The sequence below is a fragment of the Streptomyces sp. NPDC028331 genome (assembly GCF_055565775.1).
The window spans coordinates 113341-126300 of sequence record NZ_JBVHTR010000017.1 but is presented as its reverse complement, the minus strand read 5'-3'; the positions used below and the strand labels follow the sequence as shown (position 1 = coordinate 126300).

11 protein-coding genes are annotated in these 12960 nt (G+C 70.1%); 6 read left to right on the top strand and 5 right to left on the bottom strand.

Annotation, left to right across the window (positions count from 1 at the left end; all coding sequences use genetic code 11):
- Positions 1–8 precede the first annotated feature (8 nt).
- The 5 genes from ACZ4SW_RS24555 to ACZ4SW_RS24535 all read left to right on the top strand — a co-directional run bounded on the left by ACZ4SW_RS24555 (position 9) and on the right by ACZ4SW_RS24535 (position 6867).
- The gene (locus ACZ4SW_RS24555) at positions 9–1568 is read left to right on the top strand and encodes a PucR family transcriptional regulator (protein ID WP_468249459.1); all 1560 of its coding nucleotides are present in this window, start codon (positions 9–11) and stop codon (positions 1566–1568) included.
- Positions 1569–1716: 148 nt separating this feature from the next.
- Entirely contained in the window at positions 1717–2559 is an 843-nt protein-coding gene (locus ACZ4SW_RS24550) for a nitrilase-related carbon-nitrogen hydrolase (RefSeq protein WP_468249453.1), read from the top strand.
- 175 nt (positions 2560–2734) lie between these two features.
- Positions 2735–4144, top strand: a complete 1410-nt coding sequence (hydA, locus tag ACZ4SW_RS24545) for a dihydropyrimidinase (RefSeq protein ID WP_468249445.1) — start codon at positions 2735–2737, stop codon at positions 4142–4144.
- Between the two features lie 12 nt (positions 4145–4156).
- Positions 4157–5176: a TIGR03842 family LLM class F420-dependent oxidoreductase gene (locus ACZ4SW_RS24540; protein ID WP_468249440.1), complete on the top strand. Its 1020-nt coding sequence runs from the start codon at positions 4157–4159 to the stop codon at positions 5174–5176.
- A 164-nt stretch (positions 5177–5340) separates the two neighbouring features.
- A complete protein-coding gene (locus ACZ4SW_RS24535; RefSeq protein WP_468249435.1) occupies positions 5341–6867 on the top strand; it encodes an NCS1 family nucleobase:cation symporter-1 in 1527 nt (508 codons plus the stop codon).
- Between the two features lie 27 nt (positions 6868–6894).
- Here ACZ4SW_RS24535 and ACZ4SW_RS24530 read toward each other — a convergent pair whose 3' ends face one another.
- The 3 genes from ACZ4SW_RS24530 to ACZ4SW_RS24520 form a co-directional block, all read right to left on the bottom strand.
- Positions 6895–7584 carry a hypothetical protein gene (locus tag ACZ4SW_RS24530; protein ID WP_468249430.1) on the bottom strand — a complete coding sequence of 230 codons (690 nt, stop codon included), beginning with the start codon at positions 7582–7584 and terminating at the stop codon, positions 6895–6897.
- Positions 7585–7818: 234 nt separating this feature from the next.
- Positions 7819–8094 carry a DUF6480 family protein gene (locus ACZ4SW_RS24525; RefSeq protein ID WP_468249426.1) on the bottom strand — a complete coding sequence of 92 codons (276 nt, stop codon included), beginning with the start codon at positions 8092–8094 and terminating at the stop codon, positions 7819–7821.
- Positions 8095–8202: 108 nt separating this feature from the next.
- A complete protein-coding gene (locus tag ACZ4SW_RS24520) occupies positions 8203–8763 on the bottom strand; it encodes a hemerythrin domain-containing protein (RefSeq protein WP_468249421.1) in 561 nt (186 codons plus the stop codon).
- Between the two features lie 242 nt (positions 8764–9005).
- Between ACZ4SW_RS24520 and qcrB the strand changes: the two genes are divergently transcribed.
- Positions 9006–10640, top strand: coding sequence for a cytochrome bc1 complex cytochrome b subunit (gene qcrB / locus ACZ4SW_RS24515; protein ID WP_468249708.1), 1635 nt, complete (start codon positions 9006–9008; stop codon positions 10638–10640).
- Between the two features lie 60 nt (positions 10641–10700).
- On the opposite strand, the gene ctaF is transcribed toward qcrB, so the two are convergent.
- Together ctaF and ctaD are read right to left on the bottom strand one after the other, a co-directional pair.
- Positions 10701–11093 (bottom strand): aa3-type cytochrome oxidase subunit IV, encoded by a 393-nt coding sequence (gene ctaF / locus ACZ4SW_RS24510; protein ID WP_468249416.1) that lies wholly within the window; start codon positions 11091–11093, stop codon positions 10701–10703.
- Positions 11090–12808: an aa3-type cytochrome oxidase subunit I gene (gene ctaD / locus ACZ4SW_RS24505; RefSeq protein ID WP_468249412.1), complete on the bottom strand. Its 1719-nt coding sequence runs from the start codon at positions 12806–12808 to the stop codon at positions 11090–11092. Before ctaD ends, ctaF begins: the two co-directional genes overlap by 4 nt.
- Between the last annotated feature and the right edge of the window lie 152 nt (positions 12809–12960).

Below are 12960 nucleotides of genomic sequence, written 5' to 3'. Positions count from 1 at the left end.
ACACAGCCATGCCCACCGCCTTGGAACCCGCCCTGTCGGTTCGCCAGGTCCTCGCCCTGGACCGGGTGCTCGCCGGCGAGCCCGAGGTGGTGGCCGGCGCCGGGAGCCTCGACCGGCCCGTGCGCTGGGTGCACGTCGCCGAGGCCCCCGACGTCGGCGTGATGCTCAGCGGCGGCGAGATGGTCCTCACCACCGGGGTGCTGCTCGCCGGCGACGTGGAGAAGCAGGCCGAGTACATCCGCTCCCTGCACCGCGCGGAGGCCGCGGCCGTCGTCCTCGGACTCGGCCGCGCCTTCCCGGCGCCCCCGGACGCGATGCGCCGGGCCGCCGAGCGCTGCGGGCTGCCCATGGTGGTCCTGCACCGGCCGTTCCCGTTCGCCGAGCTGACCGAGGAGGTCCAGTCCCGGCTGGTCCGGCGCAAGTTCGCCGCGGTGAGCCTGTCGGAGTCCGTCCGTACGGCCCTGACCGGGCTCATCACCGCGGGCGCACCGTTGCAGCGGCTGCTCGACGAGATCGCCGTGCACGCGGGCTGCCCCGTCGTCCTCACCAACCTCGCCCACCGGGTGCTCGCCACGGCCGGGGAGCGGCCCGCGGTCGACGACGTGCTGCGCGACTGGGAGCGCATCGCCCGGCAGGCGGGCGGCAGCGAGGGCGACGGCTGGGTCCGCGCCGAGCTGGGCGGGCACGGCGAGCGCTGGGGCCGGATCGTGCTGTGCGGCTACCGCGGCGACAGCCCCATCGGACGCCTGCTCGCCGAGCGGGCCGCCGAGGCCCTGGTCCTGCACCGGATGCTCCACGGCTCGGTGCACACCTGGGAGGAGCAGTCCGCCCAGAGCCTGCTCACCGACCTCGTCTCCGGTGTCGTCCAGCCCGGCCGGCTGCTGCCCCGGGCGCGGGCGGCCGGGCTGCCCGTCAACCGCCGCACCTTCGTCCCCCTCGTCGTACGCGAGCGCGATCCCGTCCAGCTCGACCGGGTCCTGCGGCTCCTGGGGCTGCACGGGCTCGTCGCCGAGCTGGCCGACGGGGCCACCGCCGTCCTGCTCAGCCTCGCCCGGGACCAGGACGCGGACGCCCTGACCGCGCACTTCGCCACCCGGCTGCGCACGGAGTCCGGGCAGGGCGGCACGGTCGTCGCGGCGGCCGGCCCGCGCACCGCATGGGAGGACGTACCCGCCGGGCTGCGCGAGGCCCAGCACGTCGCGGACGCCGTCGCGGGCCACTCCGCCGCGCAGGACCTCCCGGCCGTCGTACGCCTCAGGGACGTCCATCTGCGCGGCCTGATCCGGCTGCTGCGCGACGACCCGCGCGTGCAGGCCTTCGCCGAGCGGGAGCTGGACGGGCTGCTGTGCGGGCGCGACGCCGAACAGGAGCTGCTGCCGGTGCTGCGGACCTACCTCGCCACCGGCCGCAACAAGTCCCGCACCGCTCAGCTCCACCACGTCAGCCGACCTGCCCTGTACCGCAGGCTGGAGGCCATAGAAGCCCGCCTCGGCGTCGACCTCGACGACTTCGAACAGGCGGCGTCGGTGCACATCGCGCTGCTCGCGCACGACGCCCAACAAGGGTGAAACGCCATGGAAAAGAGCGGGAAACAGGTGTGTACGCGCCGGTATGACACGGTGCAACGCCCGGCGCCCGCAGACGTGACACGGTGCAACTCAAACCGCCCCGCCGGGCTTCCTAAGCTCGCCGCACACCGAGCGACCGGAGGTCCCGATGAGCAGAGTGATCCGTGCCGCCGTCTTCCAGACCGCCTGGACGGGCGACAAGGAATCGATGATCCAGGTCCACGAGCAGGCGGCCCGCGACGCGGCCGCGCAGGGCGCTCAGGTCCTGTGCTTCCAGGAGCTGTTCTACGGGCCGTACTTCTGCCAGGTCCAGGACCCGGCGTTCTACGAGTACGCCGAGCGGATCCCGGACGGCCCGATCGTCAAGCGCTTCCAGGCCCTCGCCAAGGAGCTGGGCATCGTCCTCGTGCTGCCCATGTACGAGGAGGAGCAGCCGGGCGTCCTCTACAACACCGCCGCCGTGATCGACGCGGACGGCTCCTACCTCGGCAAGTACCGCAAGACCCACATCCCGCAGGTCAAGGGCTTCTGGGAGAAGTTCTACTTCCGGCCCGGCAACTCCGGCTGGCCCGTCTTCGACACCAAGGCGGGAAGGATCGGCGTGTACATCTGCTACGACCGCCACTTCCCGGAGGGCTGGCGGGCCCTCGGCCTGGCGGGCGCCGAGATCGTGTTCAACCCCTCGGCCACCTCGCGTGGCCTGTCCGGCTATCTGTGGCAGCTCGAGCAGCCGGCGGCGGCCGTCGCCAACGAGTACTTCGTCGGCGCGATCAACCGGGTGGGCGTCGAGGAGTACGGCGACAACGACTTCTACGGGACCTCGTACTTCGTGGACCCGGAGGCCCAGTTCGTCGGGGAGGTGGCGAGCGACAAGGAGACCGAGCTGGTCGTCCGCGACCTGGACCTGGCCAAGCTGCGCGAGGTCCGCGACCGCTGGCAGTTCTACCGCGACCGGGCGCCGGGCGCGTACGGCCCGCTGACCGCGCCGTAACGGGCGCGCACACCCGCGCCCCGTGAGGGGCGCGGGTCCGTGCTCGACATGCGGCCACCGCCGCGATGGGGGTCCCCCTGTTCGAGCGAAGCCGAGAACCCGGGGGAGCGACCAGCCACACACGACCCGCACTGCCCGATCGCACCCCAGTGGGGCACTACGCAGGAGAGGGAGCATGAGCAGCCGCAGCCGTACCGTCATCCGCGGTGGCCTCGTCATCACCGCGTCCGACGAGATCCACGCCGACGTCCTGATCGAGGACGGCCGCATCGCCGCCCTCGCCGCGTCCGGGACACCGGCCGCCGGGGCCTTCACCGCCGAGCGGAGTATCGACGCCACCGGCAAGTACGTGATCCCGGGCGGTGTCGACGCCCACACCCACATGGAGCTGCCCTTCGGCGGCACCTTCGCCTCCGACACCTTCGAGACCGGCACCCGGGCCGCCGCCTGGGGCGGAACGACCACGATCATCGACTTCGCGGTGCAGAGCGTGGGCCACTCGCTGCGCGAGGGCCTGGACGCCTGGCACGCCAAGGCCGAGGGCAACTGCGCCGTCGACTACGGCTTCCACATGATCGTCTCCGACGTGAACCCGGAGACCCTGAAGGAGATGGACCTGCTGGTCGAGGAGGGCGTCACCTCCTTCAAGCAGTTCATGGCCTACCCGGGAGTGTTCTACTCCGACGACGGGCAGATCCTGCGCGCCATGCAGCGCTCCGCCGAGAACGGCGGCCTGATCATGATGCACGCCGAGAACGGCATCGCGATCGACGTGCTGGTGGAGCAGGCGCTGGCCCGCGGCGAGACGGACCCGAGGTATCACGGCGAGGTCCGCAAGGCCCTCCTCGAGGCCGAGGCCACCCATCGCGCCATCAGGCTCGCGCAGGTGGCCGGCGCCCCGCTGTACGTGGTGCACGTCTCGGCGACGGAGGCGGTCGCCGAGCTGGCCCGGGCTCGCGACGAAGGGCTCAACGTCTTCGGCGAGACCTGTCCGCAGTACCTGTTCCTGTCCACCGACAACCTCGCCGAGCCCGGCTTCGAGGGCGCCAAGTACGTGTGCTCGACCCCGCTGCGCCCCAAGGAGCACCAGGCGGCCCTCTGGAGGGGCCTGCGCACCAACGACCTCCAGGTGGTCTCCACCGACCACTGCCCCTTCTGCTTCGTCGGCCAGAAGGAGCTGGGCCGGGGCGACTTCTCGAAGATCCCCAACGGCCTGCCGGGCGTCGAGAACCGTATGGACCTGCTGCACCAGGCCGTCGTCGACGGGCACATCTCCCGTCGCCGCTGGATCGAGATCGCCTGCGCCACCCCGGCCCGGATGTTCGGCCTCTACCCGAAGAAGGGCACCATCGCCCCCGGCGCGGACGCCGACGTCGTCATCTACGACCCGCACGCCGAGCAGGTCATGTCGGCGAAGACGCACCACATGAACGTCGACTACTCGGCGTACGAGGGCAAGCGCACCACCGGCCGGGTCGAGACGGTCCTCTCGCGCGGCGAACCCGTCATCACCGAGCGGGAGTTCACCGGACGCGCGGGACACGGCGTCTACACCCCCCGCTCCACCTGTCAGTACCTCAACTAGGAGTGGCCCCCCATGGACTTCGGACTCGTCCTGCAGACCGACCCGCCGGCCTCGCGGGTCGTCAGCCTGATGAAGAGAGCCGAGCGCAACGGCTTCCGCTACGGCTGGACCTTCGACTCGGCCGTGCTGTGGCAGGAACCGTTCGTGATCTACAGCCAGATCCTGGCGAACACCCGGAAGCTGACGGTCGGCCCCATGGTGACGAACCCGGGCACCCGCACCTGGGAGGTCACGGCCTCCACCTTCGCCACCCTCAACGACATGTTCGGCAACCGCACCGTCTGCGGCATCGGCCGCGGTGACTCGGCGATGCGCGTCGCGGGCCGCAAGCCCAACACGCTGGCCCGCATCAGCGAGGCCATGAAGGTCATCAGGGCGCTGGGCAGCGGCCAGGAGGCCGACCTGGGCGGCACCGTCGTCAAGTTCCCCTGGATCAAACCGGGGGCCCGGCTCCCCGTGTGGATGGCGGCGTACGGCCCCAAGGCGCTGAAGATGACCGGGGAGGAGGCCGACGGGTTCATCCTCCAGCTCGCCGACCTGTATCTCACCGAGTACATGGTCAAGGCGGTGAAGGACGCGGCCGTGGCCGCCGGTCGCGACCCGTCCGAGGTGACGATCTGCGTCGCCGCCCCGGCCTACGTCACCGAGGACGACTCGCCCGAGGCACTGGCGCACGCCCGTGAGCAGTGCCGCTGGTTCGGCGGCATGGTCGGCAACCACGTCGCCGACCTGGTCGCCAAGTACGGCGAGCACTCCTCCGCCGTCCCCGAGGAGCTCACCGACTACATCAAGGCCCGCCAGAGCTACGACTACGCCCACCACGGACGCAGCGGAAACCCCGACACCCAGTTCGTCCCCGACGAGATCGTCGACCGGTTCTGCCTCATCGGCCCGGTCGAGAAGCACATCGAGAAGCTGAAGGCACTGCGTGAGCTGGGCGTCGACCAGTTCGCCGTCTACGACATGCACGACGCACAGGAAGCCGTCATCGACGCGTACGGGAGCCAGGTCATCCCGGCCGTCAACGGCTGATCCACCACCGGGTCAGCGGACCCCTCCTCTCCCCGCTCGTCCCCTTCCCGCCCTCCCGGGAAGGGGTCCCAGGACGCTCCGGTCGATCCGTCCACCGGGCGCACCCCCCATCGGCGCCGCACCCGCACGGCCTTTCCCGTCCCACCTCCTGATTGGCCTGCCCCATGACCGACACCGCTCCCACGGCCATACCGCCGTCCGCCCAAGTCACCCTCCCCGACGGGCGCGTGGAACTCGCCCCGGGCTCCCCGCCGCCGAGCGGTGCGTACGCCAACGAGGACCTGCTGCCCGTCCCCGTCGCCAAGCGCACCTGGACCACGTACAACTTCTCCGCACTGTGGGTCGGCATGGCCCACAACACGGCGTCCTGGACCCTGGCCTCCGGCCTGATCGCCGTGGGCATGGACTGGAAGCAGGCGGTGTTCACCATCGGCCTGGCCAACGTCATCGTGCTGATCCCGATGCTGCTCACCGGGCACGCCGGGCCCAAGTACGGCATTCCCTTCCCGGTCTTCGCCCGCGCCTCCTTCGGCGTGCGCGGCGCCAACCTCCCCGCGGTCGTGCGGGCGCTGGTGGCGTGCGGCTGGTTCGGCATCCAGACCTGGATCGGCGGCGAGGCGATCTACTTCCTCGCCGGGAAGCTCATCGGCGACCGCTGGTCCAACGCCTCCCACGTCGGCGGCTACGCCTGGACCATGTGGCTGTCGTTCGCGCTCTTCTGGGTGCTCCAGGTCGCCATCATCTACCGGGGCATGGACACCATCCGCCGCTTCGAGAACTGGGCGGCGCCCTTCGTGCTCGTCGGCGCCTTCGTGATGCTGTGGTGGATGAGCGGCAAGGCCGGCGGCCTCGGCCCGCTGTTCGACCAGCCCTCCAAGCTGGGCTGGGGAGCGGACTTCTGGACGCTGTTCGCCCCCTCCCTCATGGGCATGATCGGCTTCTGGTCCACGCTGTCGCTGAACATCCCGGACTTCACCCGGTACGGCCGCAGCCAGAAGGCCCAGACCTGGGGACAGGCGCTCGGCCTGCCGACCACCATGACGCTCTTCGCGTTCCTGTCGGTGCTCGTCACCTCGGGTTCGCAGGCGGTGTACGGCAAGCCCGTCTGGGACCCGGTGCAGTTGGCGGCGAAGACCGACAACGTGGTGGGGCTGCTCTACGCCCTGGTGACCGTGCTGGTGGCGACCCTGTCGGTGAACATCGCGGCCAACCTGGTCTCCCCGGCGTTCGACTTCTCCAACGTCGCGCCGCGCAAGGTGAGTTTCCGCACCGGCGCCCTGATCACCTCGGTCCTCGCGGTGCTGATCTTCCCCTGGAAGCTGTACTCCGACCCGCAGGGCTACATCTTCACCTGGCTCGGCCTGGTCGGCGGCCTGCTCGGCACGGTGGCGGGGATCCTCATCGCCGACTACTGGATCCTGCGCCGCGCCCGGCTGCACCTCGCCGACCTGTACCGCTCCGGGGGCCGCTACTGGTACGACGGCGGCTGGAACTGGCGGGCCGTGCTCGCCTTCGTCGTCGGCGGGGTGCTGGCGATCGGCGGCGCCGACTTCCATCCGCTGATCGACGGCCGCCCCGTCCCGGCCCTGAAGCCGCTCGCCGACTACGGCTGGGCGGTCGGCCTCGGCACGTCGTTGGTCCTTTACCTGCTGCTGATGCTCACGCGCGGCCGGGACGACGCCACGGCCTGAGGCTCCGGCCGGGGACACGGAGGACGGTCAGCCCTTGCTCTGACCGTCCTCCAGCGCGGCCACCGCCTCCCTGGCGGCCTTGATGGCCCCCTTGTTGATCTCGTCCGTGTCGGGTGCCTTCTTCGTCTCGAAGTCACTGCCGTTGTAGTCGACGGAGACGAGCGCGTTGGACACGCGCACCAGCACCAGACCCTCGCGGGTCTGCTGCTTGTCCTCGGTGCTGAGGTTCACCACGGAGTAGGCCGCGTCGCCGAGACCGGGGACCGTCCCGCCGCCGCTCTTGTCCGTGGTCCGCTCGGTGTACGACTTCTGCGCCTGCGCCTGCGAGTCCATGATCTCGAAGGTGACGTCGAGCCAGCGGTAGTCGTAGCCCTTGAGCGCGTTCCAGGAGCAGGTGCGGCGGACCGATGTGTCCGTGGAGGGGATCTCCTTGCCGGCCGCCTTGGCGCCCGGGACCAGGGAGGTGATGGTCTTCGCGGACAGGGCGGTGCACGGTGCGGGCGCGCTGGTGTACGCCTTCGCCGCGGCCGACGGCCCGGGCGCGGAGGCGGTCCCCGCGCCCTGGGTGCTCGGGGTGTCCTGGCTGTGCTGGGCCGCCTTGTGCCCGGTGGCCGAGGAGGCGGCCGGGCCGGAGGTCAGCGCCCAGCCCGCACAGGCGAGCACCAGGACCGGGCTCAGCCGCGCCGTGAGAGCGAGCGGCAGGGGAAGATCACGCACGGGCGCACTTCTCGTGGGGGACGGACGGTGCGGAGGGAGGTCCACACTGCGGACGGGACGACAGTTTCACATGACTGCCTGTGGGGCGGAAGGGCCGACCGCCCGTGCGATGACGCGGGCCCACCGCCCACAGGCCCGTGTGTCCCCTTATGCCCGAACCGAGCCACCGCGTGGCGCGAGCCGGCCCGGCCTGCACGACACGAGCACGCCCCGCACGGGCCGCCCGCGGAGTGCTCAGACCATCAGCGAGATGGCGTACGCCAGGAAGAACCCGGCCACCAGCACCACCAGCCCGAGGATGATGATCAGGGGCGCCTTGCTCCAGCCCCGCGTCCGGTCGTAGTCGTCCCGGTGCGTGACCTCCGACGTGCTGCTCTCGCCGGGAGGGGTCTCACCCGGAGGCACCCCGCCCGGCTCCACCCCGGGGGTCTGCGACGGCTCGGGATCGGAAACGCCGTACTGGCGGTTCCGTGTCCCCCCTGGTCCGCTGTCCCGGTTCATCTGGTTCATGGCCGCCGAGTACCCGCGCGACCAGGCGTCACGCGGACCCCGGGGGGACGAAACGGGCGAGCGTCGGCACGAGCGGGTCGTTCGTGACGCAGCGTGACCGCCCGGGAGTCACTGGCGGCCGCGGCGTGTCACGAGGTCGCGGAGGCGGTCCCAGGGGCCCCATGCCTGTGCGGTGACCTTCACCACGGGGGCCGATCGGGGTGCGCCCGGTCGCGGCCGGGTGGGCGCGGAAGCCTCCGCGTCGCGGACCTTCGTACCGAGGTCCTGCAGGACGTCGGCGGGACACACCGCTTGCAGGCGTGGGAAGAGGAGCTGCTCCTCCTCGACGACGTGTTCCGTCACACGGGTGATCACGGACAGCAGGAGGTGACCGAATTCCTCACTGTCCGCCTCCCGGGCCTCCAGGGAATTCAGCAGCTCCTCGATTTCACGGTGCTCGGCGAGTTCGCGTTCCGCCCAGGCGTCGCCGTCCGCCACGTATCGGCGCACCGCCGGATACAGATACTCCTCCTCCGCCACCGCATGACGGACGAGGCTGATGGTGACCTGCTCGACCAGTGTCCTCCGCTCGTCACTGCGGGGCGCCGAGGAGCGAATACGGTCGAAAAGACGCTGGACCTCTCGGTGGTCGGCCGTCAGTACCTCGAGGATGCCGCTGCGACTGCCCACTCCCACTCCCTGGTGGCGTCCTGCCCCGTACGGCGTCGTGTACCGGGCGGCGATCGGGTGCGGAGCCACCCGGGCGCCGTGGAAAAGCGTGCACCCCCGGCATGCCTGCGCAATACGCCCAGGGATCACGATCAAGATTGAATCACGCGGCACTCGGTGCTCCCGGCGTGCCGCGCGGCCGACCGAGCTGCGCGGCGCGCCGGAACGGGAAAGGACGTGGAGGAGCGTGGTGCGGCGTGTTCATGCGGCGGCGCAGGGCGAGGCTTGAGGCGCAGGCACGGCAGGCGGCGTTCCAGGCGTACGTGGTGATGGACCGCCGGGCGCCCGTCTCGGAGCTGGCCGGACAACTGCTGCGCAAGGCCTTCCCCGACCACTGGTCGTTCCTGCTCGGTGAAATCGCTCTGTACAGTTTCGTCATTCTGGTTCTCACCGGCAGTTATCTGACGCTCTTTTTCGATCCGAGCCTGGCCCAAGTGATCTACTCGGGGTCGTACAAGCCCCTGCGGGGCCTGCTGGTCACCAAGGCATACGCGTCGACGCTCGATGTGAGCTTCGACGTGCGCGGCGGCCTGCTGATCCGCCAGATGCACCACTGGGCCGCCCTCGTCTTCGTCGCGGCCATCGGCGTCCATATGCTGCGGATCTTCTTCACCGGCGCGTTCCGCCGGCCGCGAGAGCTCAACTGGGTCATCGGAGTGACCCTGTTCCTGCTGGCCCTCCTGGAGGGGTTCTGCGGTTACTCCCTCCCCGACGACCTGTTGTCCGGCACCGGGCTGCGCACCGCGAACACCATCGTGATGTCGATCCCGGTCGTGGGGACGTATCTGGCCTTCTTCCTGTGGGGCGGTTCGTATCCCGGCCAGGTACTCGGCCAGCGGCTGTACATCGTGCACGTGCTGTTCGCGCCCGGACTGCTCATCGCCCTGGTCGCCGTGCATCTGGCCATGGTGGTCTATCTGAAGCACACGCAGTGGGCGGCGCCGGGGAGGACCAACCGGAACGCGGTGGGGCAGCCGATGTACCCCTCGTTCGCCGCCAGGTCGGCGGGTCTCTCCCTGATCGTCTTCGGTGTCACCGCGCTGCTGGCCGCGGTCGCGCAGATCAATCCCGTGTGGAGCTACGGCCCGTACGTCGCCGACCAGGTCTCGACCGACGCCCAGCCGGACTGGTACGTCGGATTCCTGGAAGGGGCGCTGCGGCTGATGCCGGGCCTGGAGACGAACGTCGCCGGCCACACCTTCATGTGGAACGTCCTGCTGCCCGCGGTCGTCCTGCCGGCGCTGCTGTTCCTGGTGCTGTACCTGTATCCCGTCTTCGAGCGATGGGTGACCGGGGACCTGGTGGAGCACCATCTGTGCGACCGGCCCCGCGACCGGCCGGTGCGCACAGGGCTGGGCGTGGCGGCCGTCGTCTTCTACGCCGTGCTGCTCCTGGCCGGCGGCAACGACGTGATCGCCTATGAGTTCGGTGTTTCCGTCAACGCCCTCACCTGGGCCTTCCGTATCGCCGTCATCGCCGGCCCGGTCCTCGCTCACCTCCTCACCCGTCGTATCTGCCTCGCGCTGCAACTGCACGAGCGCCGGCTGTACCAGGAGGGCGAGGAGACGGGCGTGGTGCTCCAGGACGTCGCGGGCGGCATGGGGGAGCGTCACACGCGTCTCGACCGGGAGCGGCGCTACCGCCTGCTGGTCAGGGAGCTTCCCCGGCCGCTCGAGCCCCCGGGACCCCGGGCAACGCTGCGCCGGCGCCTCAAGTCGGCGCTCAGCTCCTGGTACTACCGCGACCGGGTGGAGCTGCCCGCAACGGCGGAGGAACGTCTGCAGGTCACGGGCCGCACGGCGGACCCGGTGTCGGGCGGGGTGGACGGGGAGGATTGACAGGGAGTGAACGGGCCCTCGGCCGCGGGCAGGGCAGTCGAGGCGGGACCGCCGTCCGCCTCAACGGCTTTCCCGGTCCCCGAACTGGAACACCATGCCGAAGACTCCGGGCCAGAGGAGACCGAACCCGATGAGGATGACCCATACGCCGTAGACGATGCCGACGGCGATCACCGCGGCTCCCAGCGCTGTGAGGACCGGGTAGCCGCTGTGCGGCGGGAAGAAGTCGATCGTGCCGCTGCGCTCGCGGATGTCGGAGTCCGGGCGGTCCTCGGGGCGCAGGCCCTTGCGCCGGTAGTTGATCAGGCAGAAGAACGCGATCACCGAGGACATGGCGAACGACACGCTCAGCGCGGCGATGCCCGCGGGTTCGCGCCCGAACCAGGCGTAGGCGGCGTCGGTGAGCAGGAAGAACAGCGCCACGCCGGCGAAGAGGTAGCCCTCGGACTTCATTCGCTCTGCTCTCCCAGGGTGTCGGGGGTCGGCTCCACCGCTCCATGAGCGGACGGGGCCAGTTCCTGCAGCACCTCGGGGTGGTGCAGGTCGAACGCGGGGGAGTCGGACCGTACGCGGGGCAGCGTGGTGAAGTTGTGCCGGGGCGGGGGACACGAGGTCGCCCACTCCAGGGAGCGGCCCCAGCCCCAGGGGTCGTCCACGCCGACCTTGGGGGCGTACTGAGCGGTCTTCCACACGTTGTAGAGGAAGGGCAGGGTGGACAGGCCGATCAGGAAGGCGCCGATGGTCGAGACGGTGTTCAGGGTGGTGAAGCCGTCGGCGGCCAGATAGTCCGCGTAACGGCGGGGCATCCCGATCTCGCCGAGCCAGTGCTGGACGAGGAAGGTCGTCTGGAAGCCGACGAACAGGGTCCAGAAATGGATCTTCCCCAGGCGTTCGTCGAGCAGCTTTCCCGTCATCTTGGGCCACCAGAAGTAGAAGCCGCCGAACATGGCGAAGACGATCGTCCCGAAGAGCACATAGTGCAGATGGGCGACGATGAAGTAGGTGTCGGTCAGATGGAAGTCCAGGGCCGGGGAGGCGATGATCACGCCGCTGAGCCCGCCGAGCAGGAACGTCACCAGGAAGCCGGCCGACCACAGCATCGGCGTCTCGAAGGAGACGCTGCCCCGCCACATGGTGCCGATCCAGTTGAAGAACTTCACCCCCGTCGGGACGCCGATCAGGAACGACAGCAGGGAGAAGAACGGCAGCAGCACCGCTCCCGTGGCGAACATGTGGTGGGCCCACACCGTGGCCGACAGCACCGTGATGGTGATCGTCGCACCCACCATGCCGGCGTACCCGAAGACCGGTTTGCGGCTGAACACCGGGATGATCTCCGTGACGACGCCGAAGAACGGCAACGCCACGATGTAGACCTCGGGATGGCCGAAGAACCAGAACAGGTGCTGCCACAGCAGCGCCCCGCCGGAGGGGGAGTCGAAGATGTGGGCGCCGTAGGCCCGATCGGCCACCAGGGCCAGCAGGATCGCGGTGAACACCGGGAAGGCCAGCAGCGCGAGGATCGACGTGAACAGGATGTTCCACGTGAAGATCGGCATCCTGAACATCGTCATCCCCGGCACCCGCAGCGACAGGATCGTGGCGATGAAGTTGACACTGCTGAGCGTGGTGCTGACGCCCGAGACCGCCAGGCCCATGGCCCACAGGTCGCCGCCGTGACCGGGGGAGTGGACCGCGTCGTTCAGCGGTGAGTAGGCGAACCAGCCGAACGCCGCCGGGCCCTGATCGACGAAGAAGCCCGAGACGACGATCAGCCCGCCGAAGAGGAACAGCCAGTACGACAACGCGTTCAGGCGGGGGAAGGCGAGATCGGGGGCGCCGATCTGCAACGGCATGACGGCGTTCGCGAACCCGGCGAACGTGGGGGTCGCGAAGAGCAGCATCATGATCGTGCCGTGGATGGTGAACAGCTCGTTGTACTGCTGCTCGGTGACGATCTGCAGCCCCGGACGGGCCAGCTCGGCGCGCATCACCATCGCCAGCACCCCGGCGAACAGGAAGAAGCCGAACGCGGTGATGAAGTACAGGTGGCCGACCTTCTTGTGATCGGTGGTCGTCAGGTACTCCCTGATGAGCTCCCCCGTGGGAACCCGGGGCTCACGGGTGGTGACCCGCGGCCCGCCCGGCCCTGGGCGTGTCTGTGACATGAGCGCCCTCCATGCGCCGGTCGGTCCCCCGGGGGGAAGCGGGCGGTGTGAATCGGCCGGGCGGCCTGGCGTGGATGAGGAGTCGGCGACGGCCGCCGGCCTCGGCGTACTGCGAGGGCCGACCGGTGGCGGACGGGTGGCCCGGAGGACAC